Source organism: bacterium, from assembly GCA_018814885.1.
GTDB lineage: Bacteria > Krumholzibacteriota > Krumholzibacteriia > LZORAL124-64-63 > LZORAL124-64-63 > JAHIYU01.
Genome location: JAHIYU010000081.1, coordinates 1 through 14,452, shown reverse-complemented (window position 1 = coordinate 14,452; position 14,452 = coordinate 1). Strand labels below are relative to the sequence as shown.

The 14,452-nt window shown below is 66.1% G+C and carries 10 protein-coding genes and 1 pseudogene; all 11 read left to right on the top strand.

What is annotated here, in order from left to right; genetic code table 11:
- Window positions 1-3: 3 nt before the first annotated feature.
- Window positions 4-1,481, top strand: a pseudogene (gene lysS / locus KJ554_04940) (lysine--tRNA ligase).
- A gap of 36 nt (window positions 1,482-1,517) precedes the next feature.
- Complete coding sequence (locus KJ554_04935; protein ID MBU0741684.1) at window positions 1,518-2,768, top strand: ABC transporter permease; 1,251 nt, start codon at window positions 1,518-1,520, stop codon at window positions 2,766-2,768.
- Window positions 2,765-3,472 carry an ABC transporter ATP-binding protein gene (locus KJ554_04930; protein MBU0741683.1) on the top strand — a complete coding sequence of 236 codons (708 nt, stop codon included), beginning with the start codon at window positions 2,765-2,767 and terminating at the stop codon, window positions 3,470-3,472. Before KJ554_04935 ends, KJ554_04930 begins: the two co-directional genes overlap by 4 nt.
- 164 nt (window positions 3,473-3,636) lie before the next feature.
- Window positions 3,637-6,120 carry an ATP-dependent Clp protease ATP-binding subunit gene (locus tag KJ554_04925; GenBank protein MBU0741682.1) on the top strand — a complete coding sequence of 828 codons (2,484 nt, stop codon included), beginning with the start codon at window positions 3,637-3,639 and terminating at the stop codon, window positions 6,118-6,120.
- 259 nt (window positions 6,121-6,379) lie between these two features.
- The gene (gene bamA, locus KJ554_04920) at window positions 6,380-8,692 is read left to right on the top strand and encodes an outer membrane protein assembly factor BamA (GenBank protein MBU0741681.1); all 2,313 of its coding nucleotides are present in this window, start codon (window positions 6,380-6,382) and stop codon (window positions 8,690-8,692) included.
- Window positions 8,693-8,740: 48 nt separating this feature from the next.
- Window positions 8,741-9,283, top strand: a complete 543-nt coding sequence (locus tag KJ554_04915) for an OmpH family outer membrane protein (protein ID MBU0741680.1) — start codon at window positions 8,741-8,743, stop codon at window positions 9,281-9,283.
- Window position 9,284: 1 nt separating this feature from the next.
- Window positions 9,285-10,313 carry a UDP-3-O-(3-hydroxymyristoyl)glucosamine N-acyltransferase gene (gene lpxD / locus KJ554_04910; protein MBU0741679.1) on the top strand — a complete coding sequence of 343 codons (1,029 nt, stop codon included), beginning with the start codon at window positions 9,285-9,287 and terminating at the stop codon, window positions 10,311-10,313.
- A 1-nt stretch (window position 10,314) separates the two neighbouring features.
- Window positions 10,315-11,628, top strand: coding sequence for a UDP-3-O-acyl-N-acetylglucosamine deacetylase (gene lpxC, locus KJ554_04905; protein MBU0741678.1), 1,314 nt, complete (start codon window positions 10,315-10,317; stop codon window positions 11,626-11,628).
- Between the two features lie 34 nt (window positions 11,629-11,662).
- A complete protein-coding gene (gene lpxA, locus KJ554_04900) occupies window positions 11,663-12,469 on the top strand; it encodes an acyl-ACP--UDP-N-acetylglucosamine O-acyltransferase (GenBank protein ID MBU0741677.1) in 807 nt (268 codons plus the stop codon).
- 64 nt (window positions 12,470-12,533) lie between these two features.
- The gene (gene lpxB, locus KJ554_04895; protein ID MBU0741676.1) at window positions 12,534-13,694 is read left to right on the top strand and encodes a lipid-A-disaccharide synthase; all 1,161 of its coding nucleotides are present in this window, start codon (window positions 12,534-12,536) and stop codon (window positions 13,692-13,694) included.
- 7 nt (window positions 13,695-13,701) lie between these two features.
- Window positions 13,702-14,310, top strand: coding sequence for a lysophospholipid acyltransferase family protein (locus KJ554_04890; protein MBU0741675.1), 609 nt, complete (start codon window positions 13,702-13,704; stop codon window positions 14,308-14,310).
- Window positions 14,311-14,452: the final 142 nt, after the last annotated feature.

Genomic DNA, 14,452 nt, shown 5'->3' with positions numbered 1-14,452 from the left:
CAAGTGTCCGGGAACGGCAACGACCAGCAGCGGCATCGCCTGATCGAAGAGCGCCTTGGCAAGCTGGAGGCCTTCGCCGCACGAGGGCCGCTCTATCCCCACGTCTTCGCGCGCACGCACACCAGCGCCGAACTGCACGTCGAGGAGGCGGAACTGACGGCGAACGGGACGGTCGTGAGCATAGCCGGCCGCATCATGGCCAAGCGCAAGGCCGGCAAGACGATCTTCCTGCCCCTGTACGACGGGCCGGGCAAGATCCAGATCTACGCCCGCCGCGACGATCTGGGGGAGGACGACTTCGCCTTCTTCAAGAAGAATCTCGACGTGGGCGACATCATCGGCGTCGACGGCACCCTCTTCCGTACCCAGACGGGAGAATTGACGGTCCGGGTGTCGCGTTGGGAGCTGCTGGCCAAGGCCCTGCGCCCCCTGCCCGAGAAATGGCACGATATGGGCCTCGAGCTCAGGAGCCGCAAGAGGCACCTGGACCTGATCATGAACCTGGAGACGCGCGAACGGTTCAGGCGCCGCTCGGCGATCCTGGCCGAGGTCCGGGATTTCCTGGTGGCCGAGGACTTCCTGGAGGTGGAGACGCCGGTGCTGCAGCCTCTCTACGGCGGCGCGACGGCCCGTCCCTTCAAGACGCATCACCACGCCCTGGACCAGACGCTCTACCTGCGCATCGCAGACGAGCTCTACCTCAAGCGGCTCATCGTGGGCGGCTTCGAGAAGGTCTTCGAGTTCTGCAAGGACTTCCGCAACGAGGGCATGGACCGCACGCACAATCCGGAATTCACGATGATGGAATGCTACGCGGCCTACTGGGACTACACCCGGGTGATGGATCTCTTCGAGCGCCTGATGCTGAGGCTCGTGGCGCGCTTCGGCAGCGATGGCCGCGTGGCCTACGGAGAGCACGTCATAGACTTCGGCAACGGATTCCGGCGGCTGCCCTACCTGGAGGGCCTGCGCGCGAAGACCGGCGTCGATTTCCGCGGCATGGACCGGGCGGGCGTCGCCGCGGTGGCGGCGCAGCACGGCGTGGAGGTCAAGCCCGGCATGGGGCCGACAAGATCCTCGACGCGCTCTTCGGCGCCCTGGTGGAGCCCGATCTCATCCAGCCCACCTTCGTCGTCGACCATCCACTGGAGCTCTCGCCCCTGGCGAAGCGCCACCGCGACGACCCCGATCTGGTCGAGCGATTCGAGGCCTTCGTGGCCGGTTTCGAGATCTGCAACGCCTTCTCGGAGCTCAACGACCCACGCGATCAACGCCGTCGCTTCGAGGCGCAGATGGAGCTGCGGGCCAAGGGCGACGACGAAGCCCAGGTCCTGGACGAGGATTATCTGGAAGCCCTGGAGACCGGACTGCCGCCGACGGGCGGACTCGGCGTCGGTTTGGACCGCATCGTCATGCTTTTGACGGATTGCCGCTCCATTCGCGACGTGGTGCTGTTTCCGGCCCTGCGACCCGAGGGCTAACTGTCAGGGCGGTCCGCGCGGCCGCCGGGGAAGACCATGCGCTTCGCTGCATACATCGCCGGACGCTACCTGCGCAACCGGGGCGGTTCGCGCTTCGTCAACCGCGTGACCGTGACCGCCGTCGCCGGCATCACCCTCGGGGTCATGGTCCTCGATCTCACCCTGGCCATCATGAACGGCCTGCACGCCGAACTCCGCCGCACCTTCATCGAGAACATGCCCATGGTCACGGTCGTGACCAGCACTCCCTCGGGATTCGAACGGCTCGGCGAGACGGTCGATCGCATCGGGCGGATCCCCGAGGTCACCGGCGTCGCGCCCTTCGTGCGCCAGGAGGTCGTGGTGACGTCGCGCGGTCGCGCCGTGCAGCCGCAGCACCGCGGCGGCGTCGTCTGGGGCGTCGATCCCGACCTGCAGGAGACGGTCACGCCGCTTTCGCACCTGATCCACCCGCGCGAGGGTTCCCTGGCGGCGCTGCGCGGGGAAGGCGGATTCCCCGGCATCGTGCTCGGCGCGGAGCTCGCCGCCTCGCTGTACGCCGGGTTGGGGGACACCGTGACCATCACCGCCCCCAGCGGCGACCTGGACCTGCGGAACCTGGAGGCGGAGAGCCGGCGCTTCGTCGTGGCCGGCTTCCTGGACACCGGCCTGTACGATTTCGACGCCCGGTTCGTCTACATGCCCCTGGACGACGCGCGCGCCTTCTTCGGATACGACCCCCAAGGCGCCACCGGCATCGGGGTCAAGGTCGCCGACATGATGCGCGCGCCCGAGGTGGCGGACGCCATCGAGACCGCCCTGGGACCTTTCGCCTTCCACTGCAACGACTGGATCGACCTCAATCGAAACCTCTTCCAGTGGGTCAGCATAGAGAAGATCCTGATGTTCCTCCTGCTGGGTCTGGTCATCCTGGTCGCCGCCTTCAACATCGTGGGCATCCTCACCATGATGGTCGGGGAGCGGCGGCGCGAGATCGGCATCATGCTCTCGATGGGCGCCCGCAAGCGCCAGATCGAGGGCATCTTCGTGCTGGACGGCCTGTTCGTGGGTGCGGTCGGCACGGCGCTCGGGAGCCTGCTGGGCTACCTGGGCTACCTGTACCTGGATCGCGTGGGGATTTCCGTGCCGGGCGACGTGTATTTCGTGGATCATGTACCCGTGGTGGCGCAGGCCGCGGACTTCCTGCTGGTGGGGGCGGTGGGCATGGGCATCACCCTGCTGGCGACGCTCCTGCCCAGCGCGGAAGCGGCGCGTCTGCGACCCATGGACATCATTCGCTACACCTGATCTCGGGAGTTGACGTGTCGATTCTGCTGTCGTGCCGCGGGCTGGGCAAGGTGTTCCCGAGATCGGGGGGCGACCTCACGGTCCTCGGTGGATGCGATTTCGATCTCGCGGCGGGCGAGAGCGTCGCCGTCATGGGTGCCAGCGGGGCCGGCAAGAGCACCCTGCTCAACCTGCTCAGCGGGCTCGACGACGCCAGCGCGGGCGTGATCGAGTTCCGCGGCGCGCGTCTGAGCGGCGCACCTCCCTCGGTCTGGAGCGAATGGCGGCGGGAGCATGTCGGCTTCGTGTTCCAGTTCCATTTCCTGCTGCCCGATTTCACGGCTCTGGAGAACGTCCTGCTGCCGGTGCGCATGGCGGGCCGGGTGGACGACGCGGCCGTCGCCCGCGCCCAGGAACTGCTGACGAGGATGGGCCTGTCCGGCCGCTTCGATCACCTGCCGGGCGAGCTGTCCGGCGGCGAGGAGCAGCGTGTCGCCGTGGCCCGCGCCTTCATGAACGCGCCGGCCGTGATCATGGCGGACGAGCCCACCGGCAACCTGGACCGCAGCCTGAGCGCCGAGCTGGCGGACATCCTCTTCGACCTCGCGCACGCATCCGGCAGCTCGCTGATCGTCGTGACACACTCCCACGCCCTGGCCGCCCGGGCCGATCGCCGCCTTCTGCTGGCCGAGGGTCGGCTCGAGGCGGACGGCGCCTCCGACTGATCGATGCTCAGGATTCCTCAAGTCACTGCCCAATCTTACGATACTATGATAAGATGCTGCCCGGTCTGTGGTCGATGTGCCGGGCGTACCGTATATTGTCGGCAGGCAGCGCGGTCCTCGCCGCTGACCCTGCCCCGAAGCAAGGCGAATGGAGGCGCGACAGCATGAACGACCGCTTTACCCAGCGAGTGCGCAAGGTTCTTTTCCTGGCCCGCGACGAGGCCGGGCGCATGCAGCACGATTACATCGGTACCGAGCATCTCCTGCTCGGCATCATCAGGGAGGGTGAAGGGATCGCCGCGCGCGTCCTGCAGCGCCTGGGCGTGGATTTCGTGCAGATACAGCAGTCCATCGACGAGATCATCAATTCCCAGAGTGGCACCATCACCATCGGCGAGATACCATTCACGCCCCGGGCCAAGCGCGTGCTGGAGATTTCCATCGACGAGGCGCGCATCCACAACCACAACTACGTGGGCACCGAACACCTGCTGCTGGCCCTGATCAAGGAGGGGGAGGGCGTGGCGGCGCGCGTGCTGAACGATCTGGGCGCGGGTCACGAGCGGGTCAGGCGCGAGGTGCTGAAGATGCTGGGATCCAGCGACCGCCCCCGGGAGAAGGCCCAGGACGCGAAGAAGCAGGAAACGCCCGTGCTGGACCAGTTCGGCCGCAACCTGACCCAGATGGCCGCCGACGGCAAGCTCGATCCCACCATCGGCCGCCTGCCCGAGATCGAACGCGTCATCCAGATCCTGTCGCGGCGCAAGAAGAACAATCCGGTGCTCATCGGCGAGCCGGGGGTCGGCAAGACGGCCATCGCCGAGGGACTCGCGTCGCGCATCGTGGAGGGGCAGGTACCGGTCACCCTGCGCAACAAGATGATCGTCTCGCTGGATCTCGCAAGTGTCGTGGCGGGAACGAAATACCGCGGCCAATTCGAGGAGCGGCTCAAGCAGATCATGGCCGAGATACGCGAATCCGAGGACATCATCCTCTTCATCGACGAGTTGCACACCATCGTCGGTGCGGGCGGGGCCGAGGGCGCCATCGACGCCTCCAACATGCTCAAGCCTGCCCTCTCGCGCGGTGAGATCCAGTGCATCGGCGCCACGACCATGGACGAGTACCGCAAGTTCATCGAGAAGGACGGCGCGCTCGAACGCCGCTTCCAGACGATCATCGTCAACCAGCCCACCGAGAAGGAGACGGTCGAGATCCTCTTCGGCCTGCGCGACCGCTACGAGGCGCATCATCGGGTCAAGTTCGAGGACGAGGCCATCAAGGCGGCCGTCTGGCTGTCCAACCGCTACATCTCCGGCCGCGCGCTGCCGGACAAGGCCATCGACGTGATCGACGAGGCCGGATCGCGGGCCCGCCTGTCCATGGCGGTGATGCCGCCCGACCTGCGCGATCTCGAGGGCCAGATCCACGAGGTGGTCAAGGAGAAGGAGGCCGCCATCCAGGCGCAGGAGTTCGAGAAGGCCGCCCGTTACCGGGACGACGAGAAGGAATTGCGACGCAAGCTCGCCGATCTCAAGAAGAACTGGAAGGTCGAATCCAGCGACAACGCCGCCTGCGTGGACATCCGCCTGGTCTGCCGTGTGATCGCGGACATCACGGGCATCCCGGTGGCCGAGGTCGAGGAGGAGGAGACCGAGAAGCTGCTGCGCATGGAAGACGAGCTGCGCAAGTGGATCATCGGCCAGGAGCCGGCCCTGGACGCGGTTTCCAAGGCCATCCGGCGCAACCGGGCCGGCCTGCGCGACCCGCGCCGCCCCATCGGCTCCTTCCTGTTCACGGGCCCGACCGGCGTGGGCAAGACGGAGGTCGCGCGCCGCCTCGCGGAGTTCATGTTCGGCGACCAGTCGTCGTTGATCCGCGTCGACATGAGCGAGTACATGGAGAAGTTCGCGGTCTCGCGCCTCATCGGCGCCCCGCCGGGTTACGTGGGGTACGACGAGGGCGGCATGTTGACGGAGAAGGTCCGGCGCAAGCCGTACTCGGTCATCCTGCTCGACGAGATCGAGAAGGCCCACCCCGACGTCTTCAACATCCTGCTGCAGGTGCTCGAGGACGGGCAGCTCACGGACAGCTTCGGCCGCACGGTGAACTTCAAGAACACGGTGGTGATCATGACCTCCAACGTGGGCAGCCGCCAGGCCAAGGACAGCAAGGCCCTGGGCTTCGGCTCCGAGGAGAAGAAGGCCACCGATGTCCGCATCAAGTCGGCCATCGACCAGGACCTGCGCAAGACCTTCAGCCCCGAGTTCCTCAACCGGGTCGACGAGCTGATCTTCTTCCGCTCGCTCCATCTGGAGGACATGCGCCAGATCGTCGAGATCCTGCTCGGCGACGTCAACATGCGGCTGAAGAACATGGACATCGTCTTCGACTTCACCGACGGGGCCAAGGATTTCCTCTGCCGCGTGGGACTCGATCCGGAACAGGGAGCGCGTCCGCTGCGCCGGGCCATCCAGAAGTACGTGGAGGACCCCCTGAGCGAGAAGCTGCTGCGCGGCGAGATCTCCCACAACAGCCGCGTCACGGTCGACAGCGGCAACGACGTGCTGAAGTTCTCCACCGCCAAGCTCGGCGAGGAGGACCAGGAGCCCGCGGGTGTCGGCAAGGCGCCCCCCGGTCCTGAATGATAGAGACGTTGCCGGATCCCGGTCGCGACTGATCGCGCGCCGCCAGGGACGGGAGGTCGAGGCTTCCCGTCCTTGCTTTCCTGCCGTGAGTGCCGCATTTTTTTTCTCCGCTTCCAGTAGGGAACCCCGGATATTCGCCCGCGTACAAGGGCGGCGCGCCGCGGAGTTGCCAGGTGCAGAGCCCTCTGTTACCATGCCTCGGCTCAAGCGGGTCCCGGCCGGGGCGCGCAGGCCGCCGCACACGAACCGGAAAGACGGGATGAAACGTATGTGCTTCAGGCGCGCAGGGCCGTGGCTCCTGCTGCTGGCCTCCGCGAGCGCACTCTCCGTCCAGACGACCGAGCGGACCATCTCCGCCATCGACGTCGTCGGCGCCCGCACGGTCGGGGCCAGGCAGGTCAGGGCCTGGTCGGAACTGGAGGAGGGGGACACCTTCTCGGAAGAGACCGTGGCCGCCGCCATCCGCAACTTGTTCAAGACGGGCAAGTTCTCCGACATCTTCGTCTATCGTCAGGACGAGGACGCCGGCGTGCGCCTCATCTTCAACCTGCGCGAATTCCCCCGCATCAAGCAGGTCGCCTTCAAGGGCAACGACAAGGTCAAGGACGACGATCTGCGCGAGGCCTTCGGACCCAAGGTGGGTCAATTCGCGAACCCGGCCGTGCTGATCCGCGAGCTGGCGCCCCTGCGCGAGCTCTACCAGGAGAAGGGCTACTACAACATGTCGGCCCATCTGGATTCGTCGGTGGTCGATGCCAGCAACCTCCAGGATCTGGTCGTCACCATCGTCGAGGGACGCAAGGTGAAGGCCCGCACCATCGCCTTCGCGGGCAACACGGTCTTCAGCGACGACGAACTGCGGGGCAAGATGAAGCAGAGCACGGGCGGCTTCCTCAAGAGCTCCACCTTCAAGAAACAGCAGTTCGAGGAGGACAAGCAGCGCATCAGCGCGCATTACCGCGACCACGGCTACCTGGACGCGGCCGTGACGGACGTGGACCTGGAGTTCGTCGAGAACCACGAGCGCCTCGATCTGCTGATCCGCATCGACGAGGGACCCCAGTACACCGTCGGCCGGATCAACTGGGAGGGCAACACGGTCTTCGACGATATCGCGGTCGCGCGCCTCATCCTGCTGGAAAAGGGCGACATCTTCCGCGAGAGCGACTACCAGGAGACGGTCCAGACCCTGCACTCCCTCTACTGGGACAGCGGTTACATCTACATCACCATCGAGCCGGAGCGGGACATACGCGATAACGTCGTCGACGTGGTCTTCCGCTTCCAGGAGGGCGAGCCGGCGCACGTGCGCGACGTGACGATCGTCGAGAACCTCAAGACCTTCGACGACGTGATCCTGCGCGAGATGCACGTCTTCCCCGGGGACCTCTTCAGCAATTCCCTTGTGGGCCTGACCCAGCGGGACATCTTCCAGCTGGGATACTTCGAGGACGTGCAGGTGGATTTCAGGCCGGCCGACACCTCCGGCGACATCGATCTGATCATGAAGGTCAAGGAGAAGCAGACGGGCCAGTTCTCTTTCGGCATGGCCTACAGCGCCCAGACCTCGGCCACCGGCTTCATCCAGATCGCGGAGACGAATTTCCGCGGCAAGGGACAGAACATCGGCCTGGCCTGGCAGTTCGGCAGCCGCCAGCGCTACGTGGACCTGAACTTCACGGAGCCCTGGTTCATGGGCCGTCCCATGCTCGTGGGCGCCGATCTCTTCGACCGGTACCAGTATAACTTCGACGACTTCTACGAGAGCCGGATCAGGGGTCTGGCCCTACGCCTGGGCCGCCGGCTGCCGGGAACCCGTTACAGCCGCCTCGGCCTGCGCTACGAGCTCTCGGAGACCCGTCTGTCCAACTTCAGCTACGGTTACATCAACTACCTGGACAGCCTGGAGGATCAGGTCGGGTCGGACGAACTGGAATTCGAGCGCCTCGACGAGGTCGACTGGCCGCGCACCAAGAGCGCCGTGACCCTGAGCTTCTCCCGCAATTCGACCGACAACCCGTTCTTCCCGACCGCCGGCTCTCGATCCAGTTACAGCGTGGAACTCTCCGGCGGGCCGTTCGGCGGCGAGATAGAGTATCAGAAGCATCTTCTGAAGCATTCCTACTACCAGAAGCTGCCCGGGGGGTTCGCCCTGAACCTGCGGACCGCCATGGGCCTGATCCACGGCCTGGACAATCCCGACGGCGTGCCCGATTACGAGAAGTTCCGGCTCGGCGGCAACCGCGTCTATCCGCTACGGGGGTATCGCGATCTGGAGATCGTGCCCCGCGGCAATCCCGGCTTCATCGGCGGCCGGTTCTATACGATCATGAGCACCGAGATCCTCTACCCCTTGACGCAGGCGGTGCAACTGCTAGGTTTCGTCGACCAGGGAGACACCTGGAACAGTTTCGGCGAGGCTGATTTCACGAACCTGCGCAAGGGCGCGGGTTTCGGTATCCGTGTCGAAGTGCCCATGATGGGGACCATCGGGTTCGATTATGGTTACGGTTTCGATCGCGCCGGCGGCCCCGGCTGGGAACCGCACTTCAATTTCGGCACCTTCTTCTAGTGACGTCAAACGCCTGCAGCGACAGTGCCCCAGCACGAGGAGTTGATGATGAACAGAGTCCTGAAGACGTTCGCTTTCCCGACGGTGGCCTTGGCGGCCCTGCTGGGCCTCGTGCCCGCCGCCGCACTCGCCGCGGACGTCAAACCCCTGGGCGTCATAGATTCGGAGCGCATCGTGCAGGAATACGGCGCCGCCAAGGATGCCCAGACCCAGTACCAGAAGTTCCTGCAGGATCTGGAGCGGGACATCACGGACCGCGAAAAGGAGCTGCAGCGCCTGGCGGAGGAGATCGAGAGCCAGCGCATGTTGCTGGGGGAGGACGCCCTGGGCCAGAAGATGCAGGATTTCGAGGATCGCAAGAGCGACTACTTCACCTTCCGGGAGTCCCTGGAGACCAAGGCCGAGAACGAGTACAAGGTCAAGATCCAGCCGATCATCGACCAGGTGAAGCTCATCGCGGAGAGGGTGGGCAAGGAAGAGGGATTCGGGATCATCATCGATACGGCCGCCCTGACCACCGTCTACATCGATCCCGAGGTGGATCTGACGGATCGCATCCTGTCGGCGCTCGTGCGTGGTGTGGAAGAGTAGCATGGCTTACCGTCTGAGCGAGCTTTCCCGGTTGCTGGGCGTGCCCAGGGACGGAGACGGGGATCCCGAGATCCGGAGCGCGGCCGGGATCGCCGAGGCGCGTACCGGCGATATCACCTTCGCCGAGAACGGGCGTCGTATCGCCGATCTTGAGCATTCCGGCGCGTCGGCCGCCGTCGTGGGAGCAGACGTGGCTTGCAAGCTGCCGGTACTGCGTGCCGAGAACCCCCGCGCCACCTTCACGCGCATCCTTCAGCTCTTTGCCCCGGAGATCACGGACGTCTTCCCGACCGGCATCCATCCCACCGCCCTGGTGCATGAAAACGCCGAACTGGGCGATGTCGCCTCGATCGGTGCCTACGCGGTCATCGGCGCAGGTGTGAAAATTGCGTCCGGCGTCCGGATAGGGTCCCACGTCGTGATAGAGCCGGGCGTCCAGGTCGCCGCGGATTGCCTGATCCACGCGCACGTGACGATCCGCGAGCGCTGTCGTCTGGGGCGACAGGTGATCCTGCATCCCGGCGCGGTCATCGGCAGCGACGGCTTCGGCTTCCATCCGGGTCCCGAGGGCCTGGTGCATATTCCCCAGATCGGGATCGTCGTCCTGGAGGACCGCGTGGAGATCGGCGCCAACAGCTGCATCGACCGGGCCACGACGGGTGAAACGCGGATCGGGGCCGGGACGAAGATCGACAATCTGGTGCAGATCGCCCACAACGTCCGCATCGGCGCCAATACCGCCATCTCGGCCCAGACGGGCATTTCCGGCAGTTGCGTGGTGGGCGACGGCGTCACGATGGGCGGCCAGGTGGGCATGGGGGATCATTTATCCCTTGGCGACGGCGTGAAGGTGGCGGCAAAATCCGGTCTCACGCGCGACGTGCCGAGCGGCCAGACGGTGTTCGGCTATCCGGCCGTCGAATTCAGACGCGGCTTCAAGCTGGTGGCGCTCACGCACCGTCTGCCGGAGTTCCTTAAGCGCCTGATCCGGCTGGAAGAGATCCTGGGCGTCAAGGACGAGGAGAGCTGAGGTGCTTTACCTTCAGAAGACCGTGGGTGAAAGGGTCGCGATGACCGGCACCGCCCTGCATTCGGGTGCCCCGGCCACCATCGCTTTCCTGCCGGCGCCGATCAATACCGGGCTCGTGTTCAGGGTCGATACGCCGGACGGACGGGTGGAAGTTCCGGCCCTGATCGAGAACGTTCCCGCCGATCACGGCGGCATGCGCAATACCAAGCTGGCCGCAGGCGGCGCCGAGATCCAGACCGTCGAACACGTGCTCTCGGCCCTGGCGGGCCTGGGAGTAACGAACTGCTACATCGATCTCGACGGACCGGAACCCCCCGAGCCCAAGGCCGGGAGCACCATCGATTATGTCGAGCTGCTCGAGTCCGGGGGGATCGTGAACCAGGGTCTGCCCAGCTACTACCTGCAGGTCGACACGCCCATGTCCTGGAGCGACGGCGAGGTCTCCTTGCAGGTCGTGCCCTGCGACAGCTACCGGATCACGTGCCAGATCGAGTACGCCGATCCCCTGATCGGCATCCAGGAGTTCAGCTGCGAGATCAGGCCGGATGTCTACAAACGCGAGATCGCTCCCTGCCGCACTTTCGCCTTGCGCGACGACGTGGAGAAACTCCAGTCCATGGGCTTGGGACAGGGGGGCACGCTGGAGAATGCCCTTATCGTGGAGGACGGCGGACTGGTCAACGATCTGCCGCTGCGCTTCCCCGACGAGTTCGTCCGGCACAAGATCCTCGACATGATCGGCGACCTCGCGCTGGTGGGCATGCCCATCCAGGGACACGTGATCGCGCGACGCAGCGGCCACGACGGGAACCTGGCCTTTGCGCGCGTGCTGGCGCGCAAGGAGCGCAGGTCGACGCGCATCTATCCGCCGCGCAAGCCGCAGTACTGGGACATCTCGTCCATCATGAAGGTCATGCCGCACCGGTATCCCTTCCTGCTGGTCGACCGCATCATCGAGTTCGAGACCGGCAAGAGGGTCGTCGGCATCAAGAACGTCAGCGTGAACGAACCGTTCTTCCAGGGCCATTTCCCGGACCATCCGATCATGCCGGGCGTGTTGATCACCGAGGCCATGGCGCAGGTCGGCGGCGTGCTGCTGATGAGCAGTATTGAAAATCCGGAGTCGAAACTTGTTTACTTCAGCGGTATCGATGGAGCAAGATTCCGGAAGCCCGTCACGCCCGGAGACCAGATCCGCTTCGAACTGGAGATGGTCAAGATGCGCGGCCCCATCTGCAAGATGAGCGGGGTGGCCTACGTGGACGGGGAAAAGGTAGCCGAGGCGAAGCTCATGTCGACGATCGTCGACCGTTGAGGTCCAGGCCGGGGAGGATAGCTTGTCAGCGAACATGAAACGGGCGTCGGAACTGCGGCCCGTGCGCAAACCGGAGATCCATCCGACTGCCGTCGTGCATCCCGACGCCACGATCGGCCACAACGTGAGGATCGGTCCCTTCACCGTGATCGGTCCCAACGTGACCATCGGCGCGGACTGCGAGATCGCCTCCTCGGTGGTGATCGACGGGCGTACCAGCATCGGCAACTGCAACAAGATCTTCCCGGGCGCCGTCATCGGTCTGGCCCCCCAGGACTTCAAGTACGCCGACGAGATCAGCTACGTGGAGATCGGCGACAACAATACGATCCGCGAATACGTCACGATCCACCTCGCCTCGGGCGAGAACGAGAAGACCCGCATCGGCGACAACAACCTGCTCATGGCCTACGTGCACGTCGCGCACAACTGCGTCCTGAACGACAACATCGTCCTGGCCAACGCCGTCAACCTGGCGGGGCACGTCACCATCGGGGATTGGGCGATCCTCGGCGGCATGACGCCCGTACACCAGTTCGTCCGCATCGGCGCGCACGCCTTCATCGGCGGCGGCAGCCGCGTCGCCCAGGACGTGCCGCCGTTCATACGCGTTGCCGGCAGCCCCGCCGAGGTTTCCGGTCTCAACAGCGTGGGCATGAAGCGGCGCGGCTTCAGCGAGGAGGCCCTGGTGAACCTGAAGAAGGCGTACCGGCTGCTATACCGCAGCGGCTTGAACGTCAGCCAGGCCCTCGAGAAGATGGCGCTGGTCTGTCAGCTCGATACCCATCTCGAGGAGCTGATGGCCTTCATTCGCAGGTCCGAGCGCGGCATCGTACGCTGATTCCGCCGACGGGTGGTCATGGCGGCGGGATCCGTCCCGCCGTTTTCCCGTGAGGAGCCGCGCCATGCCGGATCAGCCGGTCTCCGCATCCCTGCACGTCTTTCTCGCCTGCGGCGAGGCCAGCGGCGAGCGCTACGGCGCCGAACTGGTCCGCGCCCTGCGTGCGCGCCGCCCGCAAACCCGTTTTACGGCTCTCGGCGGGGAGATCCTCGCCGCGGCCGGTGTGGAGATCGTCTGCGAGCGGTCGGCGCTCTCGATCATGGGTTTCGGCGAGGTCCTGGCCGCCCTGCCCACCCTCTGGCGTGCGCGGCGGACGCTGCGGCGGCATCTGGCCGGCGGCGGCGTCGACCTCTGCGTGCCGGTCGATTTCCCCGGCTTCAACCTGGGACTCGCCTCCCACGCCCGGCATCGCGGCGTGCCCGTCTTCTACCTCGTGGCCCCGCAGCTCTGGGCCTGGGGAGGCTGGCGCGCAGGCAGATTGCGCCGCGCCGCGGATCTCGTCGGGACCGTGCTTCCCTTCGAGCCGGCTTTTTTCCGGGCGAGGGGCGTTCCCGCGGTCTGGCTGGGTCATCCCCTGATCGAGGGATACGACAAGTCGGTTGCCGACCGCGACAGGAGGGCCCGGGAAGCGCGCTTCATCTCGGCGTCGTCTGTCCTGACGGTCGGTCTGCTCCCGGGCAGCCGACGCCAGGAACTCGACATGCTCCTGCCCTTGATGCTGGAAACGGTGGCACGGTTGAAGAGTCTCGCTCCGCACCGTAGTTTCAGATGTGTCGTAAGCCGCGCCCCGGGCGTCCGCGAAGATGCGCTGGCTCCGGTGCGCGACGCCGGCGCAGATGTTTCGGACGCGCCCCTGGACCAGCTGCTGCGGGAACTGGACCTCGCCCTGGTCTGCAGCGGCACGGCTTCGCTGGAGACGGCTCTGGCGGGAGTCCCCCACGCGATCGCGTACCGGACGTCTGCCTTCAACCACCTGGTGGCCCGCCGGCTCGTGCGCATCAAGCGCATCGGACTGGCGAACCTGGTCCTCGATCGCGAACTGGTCCGCGAATTCGTGCAGGACGCGGCGACGCCGGACGGGCTGGCGCAGGATCTCGCCGACTGGTTGACCCGAGGCTCGCGACGGGCGCGTTTCGCCTCGAGCGTGGACGCGCTGCGCGAGACGCTCGGCGCTCCGGGCGTCTGGAACCGCGCCGCCGATGCCGCGCTTTCACTTGTCGGGTAGGAGACAGATGCCGGGCCGTCTCAAACTGTGGCTCACGCCCGTTCTCTACCGGATGCTGTCCGGCAGCGTCCGGCTCGACGGCGGCGGCACCGGACGTCGGCCGGGCGACAGCCCCGTCATCTTCGCCTGCCTGCACCGGGACATGATCCCGGCCATCCTCCACGTCAAGACGGCGTGCCCCACCCTCCTGGTCAGCCGCAGCCCGGACGGTGACATACTGATCAACACGCTCCGCAGGCACGGCTATTCCTTCGCCCGCGGCTCCACCGGCAAGCAGGGCGGACGGGCTTTCCGGAGCCTGCTGGACGCCCTGCAGGGAGGCTCGTCCGTCGGCATCGCCGTGGATGGGCCCCGCGGTCCCTTCGGCGTGGTGCGCGACGGCGTGATCCAGCTCTCCCGGCTGACGGGCGCCCCCATCGTGCCGTTGACGGTCAGGTGCGGTCGCCATCTCAACCTCGGCAACTGGGACCGCACGGTGTTACCCTTGCCGTTCACGCGCATCGAGGCCGTCGAAGGCGAAGCGATCGCGGTGCCCCCCGACGCCGGGGAGGCCGACATCGCCGACTGCGCACGCCGGCTGGCGGAGTCGCTGCTCGAGCCGGAGGAGATCGGATGAGCGGGCGCATCGTGCTGGAACGCCGCAGCCGTCTCACCCGCGCCGCCGGGTCGCTCTGGCGCCGCTGGGAGGACAGGCCTCCGCGCTGGCTCCCGCTCGTCGCGCCGGCGACGTCGGCCCTTGCGGCCGCGGACCTGCGGCG